The organism is Bacteroidales bacterium, from assembly GCA_013314715.1.
Taxonomy (GTDB): domain Bacteria; phylum Bacteroidota; class Bacteroidia; order Bacteroidales; family GWA2-32-17; genus Ch61.
In genome coordinates this window covers 17,450-36,413 of record JABUFC010000010.1, presented here as the reverse complement: position 1 = coordinate 36,413, position 18,964 = coordinate 17,450, and the positions used below count along the sequence as shown (strand labels likewise).

Genomic DNA, 18,964 nt, shown 5'->3' with positions numbered 1-18,964 from the left:
AATAATGATTAAAAAAGGTAAGAGTTTCAAAAACTATTTAATAAATTTGAAACCTACTAAAATCAATATAAATATAAAAAATAGTTTTTTATGAATTTACTCGAAACCATTGTTAATAAAGCAAAGCAGCAAAAAATTCGCATTGTTTTACCCGAAGGTAATAGCGAAAGAACTTTAAAAGCTGCTGATATTATTTTACGTGAAGGAATTGCCGAGCTTACATTATTAGGAAACAACGATGAAATTTATTATTTGGCAAAACAATGGAATCTTAATCTTGAAAAAGCAACAATAATAAATCCATCAACAAGTCCAAAATTTGATGAATATGTACAAACTTTTTTGGAGCTTCGTAAGGAAAAAGGAATAACTTACGAAGAAGCTAAAAAAATGATTTCAGACCCAATTTATTATGGACCAATGATGATATATAAAGGCGATGCTGATGGTGAGGTAAGTGGAGCTGAGCATACTACTGCCGATACAGTACGTCCAGCATTGCAGATTGTAAAAACAGCTCCGGGCATTTCGGTCGTTTCGGGTGGTATGATTCTAATTACTAAAGCACAAGATTTAGGATATCAAGGCATGTTTGTTTTTGCCGATGTTGCTATAACCCCTAACCCAACAGCAAAACAGTTAGCCGAAATTGCTATTTCGAGTGCTCAAACTGCTAAATCGATTCTCGGACTCGATGTTCCTAAAGTTGCTATGTTATCTTTTTCAACTAAAGGTTCTGCAAAACACGAATTAGCGGATAAAGTTATTGAGGCCGTTAACATTGCGAAACAAATGCGTCCCGATTTGCAGATAGATGGCGAATTACAAGCCGATGCAGCTCTTATTGAGAGTGTGGGACAGAAAAAATCGCCTGGATCAACTGTGGCAGGACACGCCAATGTGTTAGTATTCCCCGATTTGCAAAGTGGAAATATTGGATACAAACTTGTAGAACGTTTAGGAGGTGCTCAAGCTATTGGTCCTGTTTTACAGGGTTTAGGAGCCCCTATCAACGACCTTTCAAGAGGTTGTTCGGTTGATGATATCGTTCAATTAGTAGCCATAACTGTTAATCAATGTATAAATAAATAAAATAAAAATCTATGAAAGTTTTAGTATTAAATTGTGGGAGTTCGTCTATTAAATATCAATTACTCGACATGTCAGGCGAACCAGACGTATTAGCTAAAGGGTTGTTAGAACGTATTGGTTTAAAAGATAGCGAACTCGGACATCAGGCAAAAGGTAAAGATAAGGTTAAATGGGTACGCGATATACCAAGTCATACCGAAGGTATCGATTGGATTTTAAAAACCCTAGTAGATAAAGAATATGGCGTATTAACAAATTTAAACGAAATAGCTGCGGTAGGACATCGTGTAGCTCATGGTGGCGAAAACTTTACACAAAGTGCACTCATTACAGAAAAAACTAAAAAAGATATTGAGGCTTGTATCGAATTAGCACCTTTGCACAATCCAGCTAACCTTAAAGGTATTCTCGCTATGGAAAAATTATTACCCGGTGTGCCCATGGTTGCCGTTTTTGATACTTCATTCCATCAAACTATGCCAGCCGAAGCTTACATGTACCCAATACCTTATGAATATTATGAAAAATATAAAATTCGTCGTTATGCTTTTCACGGAACTAGCCATAAATATGTAGCTCAAAAAGCTTGTAAAATGCTAGGATTAGATTTTAATAAAATAAATATTATTACATGTCATTTAGGCAATGGTGCTTCGGTAGCAGCTATTAAACAAGGAAAATCGATCGATAGCTCCATGGGTTTTACACCAGTAGAAGGATTAATGATGGGAACCCGTGTCGGCGATGTTGACGCTGGTGTATTATTATTTTTGATGGATAAAGAAAAACTCGATTGCAACGGCTTAAACAATGTTATCAATAAAAAGAGCGGTGTTTTGGGAATAAGTGGAATTTCGATGGATATGCGAGATCTCCATGCTGCTATGGAACAAGGTAATAAACGTGCAGAACTTGCTCTTAAAATGTATGCATATAGAGTAAAAAAATATATTGGGGCTTATGCTGCTGCATTGGGTGGTGTCGATTTAATTATTTTTACGGGAGGTATTGGCGAAAACGATTATATTATTCGCCGTTGGTCATGTGAGGGACTTGAATTTATGGGCGTTAAATTCGATAAAGATAAAAATTGCGGCGTAAAAGGAAAAGATGTTGTTATTAGTACCGACGATTCAAAAGTAAAAGTTATGGCTGTTACTACTAACGAAGAGTTAGTAATAGCAACCGATACTGTAAATATTGTTTTTTCAAAAAATATGGTTTATTAATGCAAATAAATTAAGTTGAGTTATGGAATTTAAAAAATTAGATGAATTTGTTCAAATAGCTAAGGCGGGTATCACAAAACGATTAGTAGTTGCAGCTGCCGCTGATGAACCAGTTTTAGAGGCTGTTTATAATGCAAGAAAAGAAGGTATTATTGAACCAATTTTAGTAGGCGATAAAGAAGCCATAAATCAAATTTGCACAAAATTAAATCTTGATTTTAATGGTGTTGAAATAGTTCAAGAATCCGATCCCGTTAAAGCTTCTGCCGTTGCTGTTTCTTTAATTAAAGAAGGTAGAGGAGATATATTAATGAAAGGATTAGTGGCTACGGGACCACTTTTAAAAGCTGTTTTAGACAAAGAAAAAGGACTACGCAAAGGTGCTTTAATTAGTCACATTGCATTTATGGAAATTCCTTTTTATCATAAGCTTTTAGCTATTGCCGATGCTGCAGTTAACATCGCACCTGAATTTGAAGATAAAGTAGCAATACTTGAAAATAGCATTGAAGCATTTCATAAATTAGGTGTAGATTGCCCTAAAGTAGCTGTTGTAGGAGCTGTTGAAACCGTTAATCCAAAAATGGAAGATACCATTCATGCTGCAATGCTAACTCAAATGAACCGTCGTAAACAGATAAAAGGTTGTTTAGTCGATGGTCCTTTGGCTGTTGATAATGCTGTTTCTAAAGAAGCTGCTCATCACAAAGGTATTGTTAGTGATGTGGCCGGTGATGCCGATTTAATTATCTGTCCCAATATAGCTTCTGCAAATATTATGTATAAAACATTAGGATTTTTAGCAAATGCATGCTCGGCAGCTGTTTTAATGGGAGCTAAAGTTCCTATCGTTCTTACATCACGTGCCGATAGCGATAAGAGCAAAATGATGTCTATTGCTTTAGCCGCTGCTATGAAATAGAAAAAGAGTCCTGTTTTACAGGACTTTTTTTATTGAATATATTTTAAAATGATTATTTTTACAGTAGAATTTAAAAACAAATATTATGAATTCATTTAGAATTTTAGCTATCAATCCAGGTTCAACTTCGACTAAAATTGCTGTTTTCGAAGATAATAAGGCTATATTTACAAAAAACATTAAACATACTTCAGAGGAACTCGCTCCTTTTGCTAAACTTATCGACCAATATTCATTTCGTAAAGAAATTATATTGAAAGAATTAAAAGAAGCTAATATCGATATTCAAACATTAAATGCTGTAATTGGTCGAGGTGGTTTAGTTAATCCTATACCATCGGGTGTTTATGAGGTGAATTCAGCTATGCTCGATGATTTGAGAATTGGCAAATTGGGTCAACATGCCAGCAATTTAGGCGGAATTTTGGCCGATGATATTGCACGTCTTATACCTAATGCAAAGGCCTACATTGCCGACCCTGTTGTTGTTGATGAATTAGATGAGGTAGCACGTTTTACAGGTCATCCAAAATTTGAACGTATTTCTATATTTCATGCTTTAAATCAGAAAGCTATTGCACGAACGCATGCTAATGCTATCGGTAAATCATACGAAGAATTAAATTTAATTGTTGCTCATTTAGGAGGTGGAATTTCTGTAGGTGCACATCGAAAAGGAAAAGTAGTTGATGTTAATAATGCCCTTGATGGCGAAGGTCCTTTTTCACCTGAACGTACTGGAACCCTTCCTGCTGGCGCTTTAGCAAGATTATGTTTTAGTGGAGAATATACATTAGAGGAAGTAAAAAAGATGATTACGGGTAAGGGTGGATTAGTGGCTTATTTAGGAACCAATGATGCTTACGAAGTAGAACAACGAGTTAAAAATGGCGATCGTTATGCTGAAAAAGTTCGTGAAGCAATGGCGTATCAGGTTGGAAAGGCTATCGCCGAAATGGCTGCTGTATTACACGGTAAAGTAGATGCTATTTTACTAACAGGCGGAATTGCATACGATAAAGATTTTGTCGAATATGTTAAAGAAATGGTTTCGTTTATTGCTCCTGTTGTTCTTTATCCCGGAGAAGACGAAATGAAAGCTTTAGCTATGAACGCTTTAATGGTATTAAGAGGCGAAGTAGAACCCAAAGTATATCGCTAATTATTAGCAAACTATATTGAAAAGCCGGCTATTTGTCGGCTTTTTTTTGATATTGAATTTATCTAACATTTTTCCTACTTTTGCTCGTTATATTAGCATTATGAATTTTTCATTTGAAAATGTAGAGCATGCTTTTGCCCATAAAAGCTTGAAAGAATTAAAGCAATCACGTTTTTTATTTAGAGTTATATTTAAGTCGTGGATTATTGCCCTAGCAAAACCTCTTATTAAATTTGCTTTATGGATTCATTTCCCTATTAAATGGGCTGTAAAACCCACTGTTTATAGATATTTTTGTGGAGGCGAAAATTTAAACGATGCGCTACGTTTAGTAAATAAATTAAACGATTTTAAAGTAAAATCGGTACTCGATTTTGCGGCTGAAGAAACTACTTCGCAAGAACAATCCGATAAAACATTTAAACAAGTAATGGAAATTATTCACTTAGCCCACACCAATAAAGCCATTGCATTTGCAGTATTTAAACCAAGTGCTTTATGTAGAGTAAAAGTTTTAGAAAAAGTTTCGAATAAGCAAATACTCAGTTCTTTCGAACAAAAAGAATACGACTCATTTGTTGCAATGGTCGATTACCTTTGTCAAGCAGCCTATGAAAATAATGTCCCCATTTTGATTGATGCTGAATATACTTCAATGCAAGCTGCTGTTGACGATGTGTTATGGCAAATGATGTTGAAATACAATAAAGAAAAAGCAGTGGTTTTTAATACGCTCCAGATGTATCGTAAAGACCGTTTAGCTTTTCTTAAAGAATGGTATCAAAAAGCTTGCGAGCAAAATATTTTTATGGGAGTAAAATTTGTTCGTGGAGCTTATTTGGAGCAAGAAAGAATTTGGGCAAAAGAAAAAAATATGCCTTCGCCCGTACATGAAACAAAACAAGATACCGATAACGATTTTGATAATGCTTTGCGTTTTTGTATGGAGCATTTGGATCGTATTGCTATATTTTGCGGTAGTCATAATGAAAAAAGTTGTACATTATTGGCAAATTTAATGCTTCAAAAACAACTGAAAAACTATGATGAACGTGTATATTTTTCTCAACTATACGGTATGAGCGATCATATTTCATTTAATCTTGCTCATGCTGGATATAATGTTGCTAAATATGTACCATTTGGACCTGTAAATATAACTATACCATATTTATTGCGAAGAGCCGACGAAAATAAAAGTATAGGTGGACAAGTGAGCAGAGAATTAAAGTTGATAGAACAAGCTATACATCAAAGAAAAATAAAATAAAAAATATATAAAATGAAAATAGATAATCAAGGAGATTATACTCGTTTAAGAGGGCAATTAGCCTTTGTAACTATGGTATTTATGGCTTTAATTGCCATAGGTCTGTTGTACGATATTTATGCTACCTATTTACTACCAATTCCTTCTTGGATTTATTCAGTATTTTTTGCTCTTTGTTTTATTGGCTACCTGATTTTTAGATCAAAAAAGAAATACAATATTATTATATATGATGATGAAGAAGAACCTCAAATGATACATATAAAATTTTATGCTATGACTTCGATTGTTCCCAAATATAACATGCTGAAAATTCCAAAAAAGGATTTGTACAAAATTGAAATTATAAAAGCATTTGCTAATCAGAGACAAGAATTGGTTATATATCAAAGAACAAAGCAAGGTATTGCTCGTTATAAGCCTATTTCAATTACAGGTATCAGCAAAGACATAAAAAATCAAATGTTATCAGCTTTGAATCAATATTCAAAGATTAAACTTGAGAAATTTGAATGATAAACGACCAGAGAGCTTTAAAAATTGCTATAACTTTAATACCTGGCATTGGCGATATTAATGCTAAAAGGCTTATTGCTTATTGTGGTGGTTTAGAGGCAGTTTTTAGAGAAAATAAAAATAATTTAGATAAAATACCTGGAATTAGCGACGTATTAGCTAAGAAAATAATAAAAACTATTTATAGCAACGATTTGTGGAAAAGGGTAGAAGAGGAACTCAAATTTTGCGATACTTATCAAATTCAAATTTTATCTTATCTCGACGAAAATTATCCTTATCGATTAAAACATTGTGAAGATGGGCCCGTTACAATTTTTACATTGGGCAATATCCCATTTAATGCTCCTCAGGTTTTAAGTGTTGTAGGAACTCGACGGGCAACACACTACGGGCGTGCTTTTTGCGATAAGATAATGCAAGATTTTAAAAATAATAATCTTAATGTTTTAATTGTAAGTGGCTTAGCTTATGGGATAGATATAGCTGCACATAAATCTGCTTTAGATAACGGATTACCAACGGTTGCGGTGGTTGCTCATGGATTAGATCAAATTTATCCCGCCGAACATAAAAAAATTGCTGCAAAAATGCTCGATAATGGAGGCTTAATTAGCGAATTTTTATCGAAAACACCTCCTGATAAAGGAAATTTTGTTAAACGTAATAGGATTATTGCTGGAATGTCGGATGCAACTTTAGTAGTTGAATCAAAGCGAGATGGAGGCGCAATGATAACCGCCGAAATAGCTTTCTCATACAACCGCGATGTATTAGCATTACCTGGAAAAATAAGCGATACCTATTCCGAAGGACCTAATTTTCTTATAAAATCAAATAAAGCCGCTCTAGTAGAAAGTGCCGAAGATATATGTAAAGTATTAGGCTGGTCTTTTAAAGTTAAGAATGAGCCAAACAATATTCCACTTGTTTTTGAAATAAACGAAGATGAGAAAAAAATAATAGAAATATTGAAAGATAAAGGTGATATTACTATCGATCTTATTGCCCTAGCAGCCAATATGCCTGTGAGTAAAGTTTCAGTATTATTGTTAAATATGGAATTCAATGGTCTTATTAAGCCTCTGCCCGGTAAAGTTTATACATTAGCAATAAAGCTTTAGATAATAAGATAAGTGTATTTTATTTTTCTAACAATTTTAGTACGTTTGCAAAATGAAATTTGTAGATACTCATACACATATTTATCTTGAGCAATTTGATGATGATAGGAATGAAATGCTCCAACGATCGAAAAATAATGGCTTAGTAAAATTGTTAGTGCCCGATATAGATAGACATCATCGAGAAAAAATGCTTGAAGTGTGCGAACAAAATAAAGGGTATTGTTATCCTATGTTGGGTATTCATCCTACATCGGTTAAGGAAGATTATAAAACAGAGCTTGAGCAATTGAAAGCCGCACTTGAAAAAAATAATGTTATTGCTATTGGCGAATGCGGACTCGATTATTATTGGGATAAAACATATATAGAACAGCAAACTGAAGTACTCGTCGAACAATTTTTTTTAGCACAACATTATAAGTTGCCATTAGTAATTCATTCGCGAAAATCATTAAATGAATTGATAAAGTTATTAAAGCAATATCAGCATTTAGGATTAACAGGTGTTTTTCATTGTTTCCCTGGTAATATTAAAGAAGCCGAAGAAGTTATTTCACTTGGCTTTAAGTTAGGAATAGGTGGAGTTGTAACATATAAAAATGCTACTATGGCAGAAGTAGTAAAAGAAATACCTATTAAATATATAGTACTAGAAACCGATGCTCCTTATTTATCGCCTGTTCCATATAGAGGACAACGTAATGAAAGTTCTTATATTCAAATAATGGCTAATAAAATAGCAGAATTAAAGAATTTAACCCTTGAGGAAGTTGCATTACAAACATCGAATAATGCACAACAATTATTTAAAATAGAATAAAAAATGGATAAGACTAAAATTTTATTGATTTATACAGGTGGAACGATTGGAATGGTAAAAGATAAAAAAACAAATTCACTTGTCCCTGTAGAAATTTCTGAAATTTTTAAACATGTTCCAGAGTTAAGCTTATTTCCATATCAAATTGATACTATTTCGCTTAAGCCGTTAATAGACTCATCTAATACCACACCCGAGTTCTGGAAAAATATGTTATCAATTATTAAGCAAAATTATTTATTGTTCGATGGTTTTGTTATTTTGCATGGAACCGACACAATGGCATATTCAGCCTCGGCAATAAGTTTTATGATAGAAAATGTTAATAAACCAATTATTTTTACAGGTTCTCAGTTGCCTATAAGCGAAATACGTACCGATGGACGCGAAAATTTATTAACAGCAATTACCATAGCTGCTTCAAAATTGCCTAATGGACAACCCACAGTGCCTGAAGTATGTATTTACTTTGAAAACAAACTTTTTAGAGCCAATCGAACCTCAAAATATAGTACCGATCAATTTAAAGCCTTTAAATCGCCCAATTATCCGCTTTTAGCAACTGCTGGCATCGATATTCATTACAATTTTCCTTATATCGATTATCCTTCGCAAAATGAAACGATTTTCCATAATCACTTAAACTCAAATGTAGCTATTGTTAAATTATTCCCAGGTATTCAACAACAAGTATTTGATGCTTTATTGAATATAAATGGATTAAATGGGATTGTGCTCGAAACCTATGGAGCCGGTAATGCTCCAACCAACGAATGGTTTATTAAATCTATAAAAAGAGCAATAGATAATGGAATTTGTATATTAAATGTAACGCAATGCTTAGTAGGGAGTATAAAAATGGGCGTATATGAAACAAGCCGCGAAATGTTGCAAGCGGGCGTTATAGATGGCAAAGATATGACTACCGAAGCAGCAGTTACTAAAATGATGTATGTGTTAAGTAAGGGTTTTAGTTATCAAGAATCGCGTTATTATTTACAACATTCCATTAGAGGAGAAATGACAGAAGAATAAGAAAAAAAATATCAAAAATTTGTTTATATATCCATTTATATTTTGTAATTTCACAGCCTAAAATTGTTCTTTGACTTTTGGTGTATGGAGAGGTGTCCGAGTGGTCGAAGGAGCACGCCTGGAGAGCGTGTATCCCGCTTCAAACGGGATCGCGGGTTCGAATCCCGCTCTCTCCGCAATGAATTTAAAAATGAATGATTATTAACTTAAATTAAAATGTTTATGCAAATGAGAAAGTTTTTTTCTTTTTTAACCGTTGTTAGTTTGCTCACTTTTGGAGCAAGTAATTGGGTAATGGGTCAAACTACCCAGGTTCAACAAGCTACCAATACTCAAATGGTAGATGATACAACTCAACCTGCTGTACAAGAACAGCCAGTTGCTCAAACAGATACTGCAGCAGCTGAAATGGCAGTTCCCGAAGAAAAAGGGTTACATCAAGTGTTTAAAACAAAATTTATCGAAGGTGGTGTTCCTTGGATGACCCCAATTCTAATCCTTTTAATCATTGGTCTTGCTATTGTTATTGAGCGTATTATTTATCTTAATATGGCTACAACCAATACTCAAAAACTTTTACAAAAAGTTGAAGATGCCTTAAATAACGGCGGAATAGAAGCTGCTAAAGAAGTATGCCGCAATACCCGTGGTCCTGTAGCAAGTATTTTTTATCAAGGTTTAGATCGTTACGATCAAGGTCTCGATGTAGTTGAAAAATCAATTGTTTCCTATGGTAGTGTACAAAGCTCTGGTCTCGAAAGAGGTTTAACCTGGATAAGTTTAGCTATAGCACTTGCACCTATGTTAGGATTCTTAGGTACGGTTGTTGGTATGGTTGAAGCTTTCGATGCTATCGAAGTAGCTGGTGATATTTCTCCCACTATTGTAGCAGGTGGTATTAAAGTTGCATTGTTAACAACAATTTTTGGTCTTATTGTTGCAATTATATTACAGGTATTCTATAACTATCTTGTTTCTAAAATTGAAACCTTAGTTATTTCTATGGAAGATAGCTCCATCTCTTTAATGGATATTTTAGTTCATTATCAACGTAAAAATAAATAATAGCAATTATGATTGATGTAGCATTATATTTAACATATTTCTTAATTTTTGTGGCCATCCTGCTTGTATTAGGTTTCGCAGGTTGGTTCCTAATTAAGAATTTCAAAAATAGTAAAAGCACTATTTTTGGAACGATAGGCCTAGTACTAATATTTTTATTATCCTATTTTATTAGTTCTGGCGAAGTTTACGAAAAGTTTCAAATCGGTGAACAACTATCTAAAATTATTGGTGGTTCTATTATTACATTGTACATCATGTTTTTTGGAACCATTTTAGCTGCTATCTATGCAGAAATATCTAAATTATTTAAATAAGATAGAATTATGCCAAAGAAAGAAATACCTGAAATTAATGCAGGATCAATGGCAGATATCGCTTTTCTGCTTTTGATATTTTTCTTGGTGGCTACAACCATGGATGTAGATAGTGGATTGTCACGAAAACTTCCACCATGGATTGACGAAACCACCGAAAAACCACCTGAAATAAAAAAGCGTAATGTATTTACGGTTTTAATAAATGCTAATAATCAGCTTCTTGTTCAAAACGAATGGGGAAATATTAAGGATTTACGAAAAAAAGCAAAAGAATTTATCGAAAATCCAAACGACGATCCCAATATGCCCGAAAAGGTGATGACAAATGTGCCTTTTTTTGGACAATATCCTGTTTCGAAGCAAGTTATTTCGTTGCAAAATGACCGTGGTACAAAGTATGAAATGTATCTAAAAGTTCAAAACGAGCTCGTTGCTGCATATAATGAATTGCGACAAGAACTTGCTATGAAAAAGTTTGGTAAAGATTACGATAAACTTTCGCAAGAACAACGTGAAGCCATTAATGAAATTTACCCACAACGCATTTCCGAAGCTGAACCTAAAAATATTGGAGGAGGAAATAAATAATGGGAAAATTTAAGCAAAAAACAAAAGGTGGTACACCCAAAATTAGTACTGCATCTTTGCCCGACGTTATTTTCATGCTTTTGTTCTTCTTTATGGTAACAACAGTAATGCGCGATGTTGAACTTAAAGTAAAATTGAAGTTACCAGCTGAAATTTCGGAAGCCAAAAAGATTGAAAAGAAATCGTTGGTGAGTTATATTTATGTGGGTGAACCGCGTCCGCAGTTTCAAAAAATATTTGGAACTGAACCTCGTATTCAATTAAACGATGCTTTTGCTAAGCTTTCTGATATTCAGTCTTTTATCGAAAAAGAAAGAGCTGCACGCCCAGAAAGTGATGTGCCTTTTTTAACTACTTCGCTAAAAGTAGATATTAATACTAAGATGGGTATTATTACAGACCTTAAACAAGAACTTAGAAAAGCAAATGCTCTTAAAATTAACTATTCAGGACGAAATAAAGGTAAATAATGTATTGATGATTATTTAAAAAGAAAAGGCTGAAAACATGGTTTCAGCCTTTTCTTTTATTATGTATTAACGTTTACAATTTTAATTAATAACCTGATGTTCTTCTATAAAATGAATTCCTATTTGTTCTAGTTTCGATAAAATAGGGTTGTAAAGTTCAGGTATTACTGGAGTATGAACACCCGTAAGATTGATTTCTCCTTTGAGCAGCATTTCAGTAGCAAAAGCAACCGGCATGCCAACGGTTATTGCCATTGAAGTTTCTATTTCGTTTTTACCTTTAACTACAAGTGAGGATGTAATCTGATGAAGTTCTTGATTTATTTCATATTTAAAAATATGTTGCATAACAATCATATCTTTATCGCCAGGCTCAAGTCTCCATTTTTCTTCCAATAATTTTTGCAATATTTTTGCTGGACTAGCATCTTTTAAGCCCACTATATTTTTTTCGAAAATTCCAGACCATTTTAAAAGATGTAATTCTTGCGAATTCATATCAAGATTGAATATTTTACACACTTTTTCTTCAACTGTTAAAGAATTATCGTACGGGAGATACATATTGATAAAATCGCGATAAGTAATATTTTCAGAATTTTCAACTATATAAGTATCATCGGTCATACCAAGTTGAACAAATATATTCCATGCTTGACAATATCCAGGACGACGCATAGTCCCTCTGAAAATGGTTGGTATATCTTGTAAACCATAAACTTCACGATAAGATAAAGAATCGCGGTTGGCATATACATCAAATTCACCTAAATCGAGTACTTTAACTCTAAAGGTACGTTTAAATAATTGTTGATATGGTATATATTTGATGGTTCCATTTTCAAAATATTTGGCTGTTCCTTGTCCGGCAACTATAACATTTCTTGGATTCCAAGTAAATTTATAGTGCCATGGATTATTATCTGATTCTGGAGCTATTAATCCGCCGGTATTGCTATAAAAAGCTTTCATAATACCTCCTTGTGAGCGTATATGATCGATAACTTTCATTGCCGACATATGATCGATACCGGGGTCAACACCCAATTCGTTTAAAAATATTAACCCTTTTTGTTTCACCTCTGGAGCTAGAGCTTTCATTTCTGGTGAAACATAGGAGGCTGTTAGCATATTTTTACCTTGTTTTAAACATTCGCGAGCCACTATTGGATGCATCATTGCGGGTAAAAATGATATTACTACATCGGCATTGCCTATTTCTAATTGCTTCTGTTCTTCATTGTTGATATCGAAGGCAATTGCACGACCATTGGGGTGATGATTAACTTTTTTTTCGGCTAATTCAAGCGAAACATCACCAACTGTTATTTTCCAGTTATTTTCTACAGATTTTTCTAATAAGTATTTAATCATTACTGTGGACGAAAATCCTGCACCTAATATTAATATTTGTTTCATACGTTTTATTTTATTTTAGGCAAAGATAGGTGATTAAATAATATATTTGATATGAGAAAAGGCAGATTTAAAACCAAATTTATAAGTTTAAAAAATAAATAATTAAAAGTTTAAAATTTAATTATGATTATAACTCATCGGATGTAGAAAGAACACTTAAATCTACATTACGCATTAGATATGCGTAAACGATAAAATGTTTGTAATCAATTCAAATTTCTTGTCATTCTGAGCTTGTCGAATTGCTTGTCATTCTGAGTTTGTCGAAGAATGACCCCAATGCCCATTTAGTTTTGCGTATGGTTATACCTCGACAAGCTCGGTATGACGGTGGGTGTAGGGTTTATTCTTCTGAAAATATTAATATTTTTATTAGCCTGGCTGAATTTGTTTATTCATGTTACTTGGTTAAAATAATTTTTCTTTTAATATATAAATTTACAAAATGTTGCACATTTAAAATATTTACCTTATGTTTGTTTATAATTTTTAATTTATGCAGCAAAAATCTACTCCATTTTGGTTTTTTGGATTATTTGGATCTGTTTTTGTCGTTTTTGTAATAGTTATTTCTATTTTATTTCCAATAGATAAGAGCCAATTATTTATGGTTATAATAAGCATTCTGATATTTGGATTTGTATCTTATCTTTTATTAAAGAAAGCGATTGAAATTGATAGAAATAATAAAACAGCTCGTCAATATGGACTTAGGATAACAGCAAAAGTTATAAAGCATTCAAAAGCTTTTAATTTCTTTTCATCTAAAATGTATAAAGTTTTAGTTGTTTCCTTTAATGTAAATGGTGAAGAAAAAACTTTCACAATAAAAACAAATAATAGTGATATACATATTAAATATCCAGTTGGATCAAATATTGAAATTATACATCATCCTGCAACTGGTTCTACCATAATAAATATTTAAAAACAAAAATTAATTTAGGTTTGCTTTATCTTATTATTGAAAGATAAAATTCTATTTTTACTTTATTTAATTTTCAATCGCTCATTATTTACATTTTAAGGTTTATTAAAATTCTTATAAATCTCTGTAATTTAGCTTTATAGAAAAGTTAAAAAAAAAGCAAAAAAATTTGGTAGTTTAAAAATATTGTCATACATTTGTAGTGTATTAGTATAATAGTACACTATAAAAATAAAATAGTATGATAAACGTTCAAAATTTAAAATTTGGTTATTCTAAAAAGAGATTATTATTTAATAATCTGAATTTGGAATTAAAAAGAGGCCATATTTATGGTCTTTTTGGTGTTAATGGTGCCGGCAAAACCACATTACTTAAGCATTTGTCGGGTGTATTAATGGCTAATAGTGGTAGTGTTGAGTTTAATGGACAATCTATAAGTACCCGATCGGTTAGCATATTGCAAGACTTGTATATTATTCCAGAAACCTTTAAACTGCCTGCTATTAGTATGCAAAAGTATTTTGATATTCATGCTCCTTTTTATCAAAAAATTGAAGTCGAAAAGTTTAAACTATGCTTAAAAGAATTTGAATTAGATGCAGCCATGAAGCTTAATGAAGCTTCATATGGTCAACAGAAAAAGTTTATTATAGCTTTTGCATTATCTACCAATGCGTCGTTAATATTGATGGATGAGCCTACCAATGGACTTGATATTCCTTCGAAAAGTCAGTTTAGAAAATTACTTGCACAGCAAATTCACGACGATTCGTGTATTGTTATTTCTACACATCAGGTTCGCGATTTATCGAGTTTGATTGATTATATCATAGTGCTCGATAATGGATATATTCGTTTTGCAGCTGATTTAGAAACAATTTCAAATAAGTTGTTTTTTAGTTTGAAAGAAAAATCTGACGAATCGGTAATTTATTTTGAAGAACAATTTGGCGGAATAAAAGCAATCTGTAGTCAACCAACGGATAAAAATTTTGAAATAGATTTTGAATTATTGTTTAATGCTATTATTCATGAGTCTGATAAAATTAATAAACTTTTAAATGTTTAGAAGTATGAAAACCAATGATTTTAGTTTAAAAAGAATCAAATTATTGATTCATCGTCAGTGGGTATTATCTGCTAAATCGTGGCGAATAGCAATGATTGCAGCAACTGGGATAAATTTTGCTATTAGCTTGTTAATATTGTTTACAACTCAAAACCCTGCAAATACACTACAATCGTTTAAGGTATCGATGCTTATTACATTTTCTATTATGGGGGCGGTTTTTGCTTCAGAGGCATTTAAAGAATTACAAGAACCAAATACTTCTGTTACTTTTTTAACACTGCCAGCTTCAATTTTTGAAAAATTTTTAACCGCATGGCTATTTACTTTTCCTGTTTACCTTATATTGAGTTATATTGTATATCGCTTTTCAATTGTATTATTGTATGTAATTGCCAAATCATTTTTTGTTGTAGATTTTTCTGTTGGTAGTGAAAGCTGGAGTAGTATTGGTACTTTATTTTTTGTTGGGTTTATTGTTCATGCTGTTTTTTTCTTAGGTGCATCTTGGTTCAAAAAACTATCGTTTTTTAAAACCTTATTAGTGTTGTTTTCTATAAGCATGTTGCATAATTTATGGTTGTATATATGGGGGCGTCTTCTATTACCTGTAAACGATTTGGCTGAAAAGGAGTTTGCTTTTAATGGTATTGTAATATCAAATCCCGAATCGATAGTTTGGGGCTTAAAAATCTTTATGCTTGTAGTTGCTATTATGTGTTTAATAACAGCATATTTTAAACTTAAAGAAAGAGAGGGTTAAACTATGCAATTTGCTAGTAATCAGGCCATATATTTGCAAATAGTCGATGAAATATGCGCCTATATTTTAACTGAAAAATGGGTTCAGGCTGAACGAATACCATCGGTTCGAGAGCTTTCGGTGCAACTTGAAGTAAATCCCAATACAGTATTGCGTTCGTATGATTTGCTTCAATCAGAAGGAATTATTTTTAATAAACGCGGTATAGGCTATTTTGTTTCGGCAGATGGCAAAGAAAAAGCCAAAACGTATTTGCGTCAAAAGTTTACGCAATGGGATATGCCACAATTTTTTAAGCAAATGGTATTATTAGGCATCTCTTTAAATGACTTAGAACAATATTTTCAAACATTTATTAATAAAATTAAGTAATATGAAAACAAGTACAAAATTTTTGATAGTTACAATTTCGCTACAATTTATTTTATCATTAATTGCGATTATTGTTCTTAGTAGCAAGCTAAAAAGTAATTTATTAGTTGCTTCTGGAAAAACGGTAACAGATGAAATAAAACTTAACAGTTTTAATAGTATTATGATTTCGGGAAATATCACAGTTCACTGGAAATGTAGCGATTCCGTTTATGCTAAAATGACAATAGATGAGGCATTTAAAAATCATATTAAATTACATCAAACGTCTAATCAACTGACGATTAATGCTCCGAAAGTATTTCGAAGAAAAAATGCTCTTTTAACATTGTATTCTCCTAATATCAGTAGTTTAATTATTCGAAATGGAGCAATTGTTTTGTTTGATGATACATTGAAGGTTGAAAAGCTTCAAATAGATTTAAAAGATGGAGCCGATGCTAATTTAAAATATAGTGGAAATAACTTGAAAATGTCGCTGAGTGATGGTAGTAGTGTTCAAGTGGAAGGCAATGCGACAAAGTCCGAAATGTATATAAAAGATGGAAGCAGTGTAAGTTTAGATAAGCTTAATCTATTAATAGCAAATGCTACTGTTAAAGATGGGTCTTCTTTGAAAGTAAATGTAAAAGATTCAATATCGGCCATAATTGAGGATGGAAGTAGCATTTACATTGATGGAAAGCCTAAAATAAAGCAAATAAAAACCGATCAAAGTAGTTCAGTACAATAATACAAAATAAAAGGGGCTAAAGCATATAGTCCCTTTTTTAATATCATTATGTTGTTTCTACTTTGAGTAATACAAGTTCTATTTTTGTATTTGTTCCTTTTAATATTTTAATGCTAAAGGGTGGAATTTGAATGGTTTCGTTGGGTTTAGGAATGCTATTGTAATGGAATAAAATAAAGCCAGCTAAGGTTTCGTATTCTTGCGATTCGGGTATATTTAGGTTATATTTTTCGTTAAGGCTATCTATTTCAAGTCGGCCTGCTAAAACATATTCATTATCATTGATTTTTTTATCAACTAATTCGTCGGTATCGTGTTCGTCGTTTATTTCGCCAAATATTTCTTCTAAAATGTCTTCAATAGTAACAATGCCCGAAGTTCCGCCAAATTCGTCAACTACTAAAGCTATACTTTTTTTCTTTTGAATAAATTCGCTAAGTAATTTTTGAGCCGTTAAGGTTTCTGGTACAATAATAATTTCGCGAATAATAGATTGAATTGAGGCTGGGTTCGAAAATATATCGCCTATATGAATATAACCTACTATGTTGTCGATATTATCTTTATACACTAATAGTTTGGAATAACCAGTTTCAATAAATTTTTCTTTAATATTCGATATTGAATTGTTTATTTCTACGGCAGCAATTTCGGTGCGAGGAACAATACATTCTTTGAGTTTTACTTTATCGAAAGTAAGAGCATTATGAAATATTTTTAATTCGTAATTAATATCTTCTTTTGTTTGGTCGTTGTTGATCGAATTTTCTATCATTTGGTATAAGTCGAATTTACTAAATACCAATTCTGTGCTTTTTGAGTTGTTTTTACCATAGAGCAAACGAATAATTAAATTTGACAAATGAATAAAAAACCATGTTAAAGGATAGAATAAGTAAAATAGAATTATGGATGGAACTGCAAATATATATAAAAGTGGATTGGGTTTAAGCATAAATAAGCTTTTGGGAATAAATTCGCCAAGAAATAAAATAATTACAGTTGAAATAAGCGTACTTAAGATTAAAATAATAAAAGTATTATGAGTGTAAAGGCTTAATTTAACATCTAAAAATTGTGAAAATAAAATACCATAAAGAACTAAAACAAAATTATTGGCAATGAGCATAGTAGCTATAAATTTTTTAGGGTTTTGATATATAGGGTTAAGAATTTGAGCATACCATTTGCCTTTTTTCTTATCAAGTTCAAGTCGCAATTTATCAGAGGTTATAAATGCAATTTCAAGGCCTGAAAAAATCCCTGATAAGATGAGTAATATTATAATATTAAGATATTGCATATTAGGATTTAATTTTTTTTCGAATACTTTTTCGTAACGAAAACATAAAAAAGCTAATACCCGTAATAATAAACAAAGGGTAAGTTTGTTCAAATGGTTTTCTTATCGATTCAATGATAGCTAATATAAGCGTGATGATGGCAATTATTAACCACATTCGTTCTAATATGATGCTTTTGTTATTGGTCTTTGACATTTACAGTTCCTTGTGTATTAAAGACTTTCCACTTGGTAAGGCTTTCGTCGGCTTCAAATCCGTTTTTTCCAATCAGTAGTCCGTCTTGAGTTATTATTTTACAAAATTTATTGCTATATACTTTTTTTGACTTTTCGTCCCAATAGAGCAATTCTGTATAAAGGGTATCGCCTTTATAGTTTCGTGCTATTACATTATTTTTTACTTCCCAAAGTTTTTTACTTTCGTAATGTTTGGCATAATTTGCAGAAATCATGCTTTCTACTTGAGGATAATTTGAAAAGGTTTCAACTATAATGCCATTAGGAAAAATGGTAAACGAATCTTTAGCCGTAATGATATATTTTACGACTTTTGCTTGAGCTCTAACAACAATAATACCAGAATCGCTACGTGTAAGGTAAAAGTTTTTTGATGATAGAACAGGTATAGTATCGCTGCTTACAATAGAATTGACTGTTTCGAGGCTATTGGAGCAAGAGAAACAGTAAAATAATAGAAATAAGTAAATTATATGTCTTAATGTTTGCAACGAAGAAAATGTTTTGTTCAACAAAAATAG

Annotated in this window: 21 protein-coding genes and 1 tRNA gene; 19 read left to right on the top strand and 3 right to left on the bottom strand. The window is 32.1% G+C overall.

All coding sequences use genetic code 11. From position 1 onward, the window contains the following. The first annotated feature begins 90 nt into the window (after nucleotides 1–90). From pta to HPY79_03680, 14 genes are all read left to right on the top strand, one after another. On the top strand, nucleotides 91–1,092 hold the full coding sequence (gene pta, locus HPY79_03745; GenBank protein NSW44922.1) for a phosphate acetyltransferase: 1,002 nt from the start codon (nucleotides 91–93) through the stop codon (nucleotides 1,090–1,092). Nucleotides 1,093–1,103: 11 nt separating this feature from the next. Beyond that, nucleotides 1,104–2,321, top strand: coding sequence for an acetate kinase (locus tag HPY79_03740; protein ID NSW44921.1), 1,218 nt, complete (start codon nucleotides 1,104–1,106; stop codon nucleotides 2,319–2,321). 22 nt (nucleotides 2,322–2,343) lie between these two features. Then, on the top strand, nucleotides 2,344–3,243 hold the full coding sequence (locus HPY79_03735; GenBank protein NSW44920.1) for a bifunctional enoyl-CoA hydratase/phosphate acetyltransferase: 900 nt from the start codon (nucleotides 2,344–2,346) through the stop codon (nucleotides 3,241–3,243). Nucleotides 3,244–3,328: 85 nt separating this feature from the next. After that, on the top strand, nucleotides 3,329–4,405 hold the full coding sequence (gene buk, locus HPY79_03730; protein NSW44919.1) for a butyrate kinase: 1,077 nt from the start codon (nucleotides 3,329–3,331) through the stop codon (nucleotides 4,403–4,405). A 100-nt stretch (nucleotides 4,406–4,505) separates the two neighbouring features. Next, the gene (locus HPY79_03725; GenBank protein NSW44918.1) at nucleotides 4,506–5,675 is read left to right on the top strand and encodes a proline dehydrogenase family protein; all 1,170 of its coding nucleotides are present in this window, start codon (nucleotides 4,506–4,508) and stop codon (nucleotides 5,673–5,675) included. A 12-nt stretch (nucleotides 5,676–5,687) separates the two neighbouring features. Next, a complete protein-coding gene (locus HPY79_03720) occupies nucleotides 5,688–6,191 on the top strand; it encodes a hypothetical protein (GenBank protein ID NSW44917.1) in 504 nt (167 codons plus the stop codon). Beyond that, nucleotides 6,191–7,315 (top strand): DNA-protecting protein DprA, encoded by a 1,125-nt coding sequence (gene dprA, locus HPY79_03715; GenBank protein NSW44916.1) that lies wholly within the window; start codon nucleotides 6,191–6,193, stop codon nucleotides 7,313–7,315. The genes HPY79_03720 and dprA overlap by 1 nt, the downstream gene beginning before the upstream one ends. 52 nt (nucleotides 7,316–7,367) lie before the next feature. Continuing rightward, nucleotides 7,368–8,138, top strand: a complete 771-nt coding sequence (locus HPY79_03710; protein NSW44915.1) for a TatD family hydrolase — start codon at nucleotides 7,368–7,370, stop codon at nucleotides 8,136–8,138. 3 nt (nucleotides 8,139–8,141) lie between these two features. After that, a complete protein-coding gene (locus HPY79_03705; protein NSW44914.1) occupies nucleotides 8,142–9,173 on the top strand; it encodes an asparaginase in 1,032 nt (343 codons plus the stop codon). Between the two features lie 86 nt (nucleotides 9,174–9,259). Next, a tRNA-Ser gene (locus HPY79_03700) sits at nucleotides 9,260–9,349 on the top strand. Nucleotides 9,350–9,401: 52 nt separating this feature from the next. Continuing rightward, on the top strand, nucleotides 9,402–10,238 hold the full coding sequence (locus HPY79_03695) for a MotA/TolQ/ExbB proton channel family protein (protein ID NSW44913.1): 837 nt from the start codon (nucleotides 9,402–9,404) through the stop codon (nucleotides 10,236–10,238). A gap of 8 nt (nucleotides 10,239–10,246) precedes the next feature. Then, nucleotides 10,247–10,555 carry a hypothetical protein gene (locus HPY79_03690; protein ID NSW44912.1) on the top strand — a complete coding sequence of 103 codons (309 nt, stop codon included), beginning with the start codon at nucleotides 10,247–10,249 and terminating at the stop codon, nucleotides 10,553–10,555. Between the two features lie 9 nt (nucleotides 10,556–10,564). Then, nucleotides 10,565–11,146 (top strand): biopolymer transporter ExbD, encoded by a 582-nt coding sequence (locus HPY79_03685; GenBank protein NSW44911.1) that lies wholly within the window; start codon nucleotides 10,565–10,567, stop codon nucleotides 11,144–11,146. Further along, nucleotides 11,146–11,616: a biopolymer transporter ExbD gene (locus HPY79_03680; GenBank protein ID NSW44910.1), complete on the top strand. Its 471-nt coding sequence runs from the start codon at nucleotides 11,146–11,148 to the stop codon at nucleotides 11,614–11,616. The genes HPY79_03685 and HPY79_03680 overlap by 1 nt, the downstream gene beginning before the upstream one ends. A gap of 81 nt (nucleotides 11,617–11,697) precedes the next feature. Here HPY79_03680 and HPY79_03675 read toward each other — a convergent pair whose 3' ends face one another. Next, the gene (locus tag HPY79_03675) at nucleotides 11,698–13,035 is read right to left on the bottom strand and encodes a saccharopine dehydrogenase NADP-binding domain-containing protein (protein NSW44909.1); all 1,338 of its coding nucleotides are present in this window, start codon (nucleotides 13,033–13,035) and stop codon (nucleotides 11,698–11,700) included. A gap of 496 nt (nucleotides 13,036–13,531) precedes the next feature. Here HPY79_03675 and HPY79_03670 point away from each other — a divergent pair, with 496 nt between their 5' ends. The 5 genes from HPY79_03670 to HPY79_03650 all read left to right on the top strand — a co-directional run bounded on the left by HPY79_03670 (nucleotide 13,532) and on the right by HPY79_03650 (nucleotide 16,903). Beyond that, complete coding sequence (locus HPY79_03670) at nucleotides 13,532–13,963, top strand: hypothetical protein (protein ID NSW44908.1); 432 nt, start codon at nucleotides 13,532–13,534, stop codon at nucleotides 13,961–13,963. A 241-nt stretch (nucleotides 13,964–14,204) separates the two neighbouring features. After that, the gene (locus tag HPY79_03665; protein NSW44907.1) at nucleotides 14,205–15,035 is read left to right on the top strand and encodes an ABC transporter ATP-binding protein; all 831 of its coding nucleotides are present in this window, start codon (nucleotides 14,205–14,207) and stop codon (nucleotides 15,033–15,035) included. Nucleotides 15,036–15,039: 4 nt separating this feature from the next. Continuing rightward, nucleotides 15,040–15,798 carry a hypothetical protein gene (locus HPY79_03660; protein NSW44906.1) on the top strand — a complete coding sequence of 253 codons (759 nt, stop codon included), beginning with the start codon at nucleotides 15,040–15,042 and terminating at the stop codon, nucleotides 15,796–15,798. Nucleotides 15,799–15,801: 3 nt separating this feature from the next. Further along, a complete protein-coding gene (locus HPY79_03655) occupies nucleotides 15,802–16,170 on the top strand; it encodes a GntR family transcriptional regulator (GenBank protein ID NSW44905.1) in 369 nt (122 codons plus the stop codon). Nucleotide 16,171: 1 nt separating this feature from the next. Beyond that, nucleotides 16,172–16,903 carry a DUF2807 domain-containing protein gene (locus HPY79_03650; GenBank protein ID NSW44904.1) on the top strand — a complete coding sequence of 244 codons (732 nt, stop codon included), beginning with the start codon at nucleotides 16,172–16,174 and terminating at the stop codon, nucleotides 16,901–16,903. 46 nt (nucleotides 16,904–16,949) lie between these two features. Here HPY79_03650 and HPY79_03645 read toward each other — a convergent pair whose 3' ends face one another. Further along, nucleotides 16,950–18,206, bottom strand: coding sequence for an HlyC/CorC family transporter (locus tag HPY79_03645; GenBank protein ID NSW44903.1), 1,257 nt, complete (start codon nucleotides 18,204–18,206; stop codon nucleotides 16,950–16,952). Nucleotides 18,207–18,385: 179 nt separating this feature from the next. Next, nucleotides 18,386–18,958 (bottom strand): LPS export ABC transporter periplasmic protein LptC, encoded by a 573-nt coding sequence (gene lptC / locus HPY79_03640; protein ID NSW44902.1) that lies wholly within the window; start codon nucleotides 18,956–18,958, stop codon nucleotides 18,386–18,388. Nucleotides 18,959–18,964: the final 6 nt, after the last annotated feature.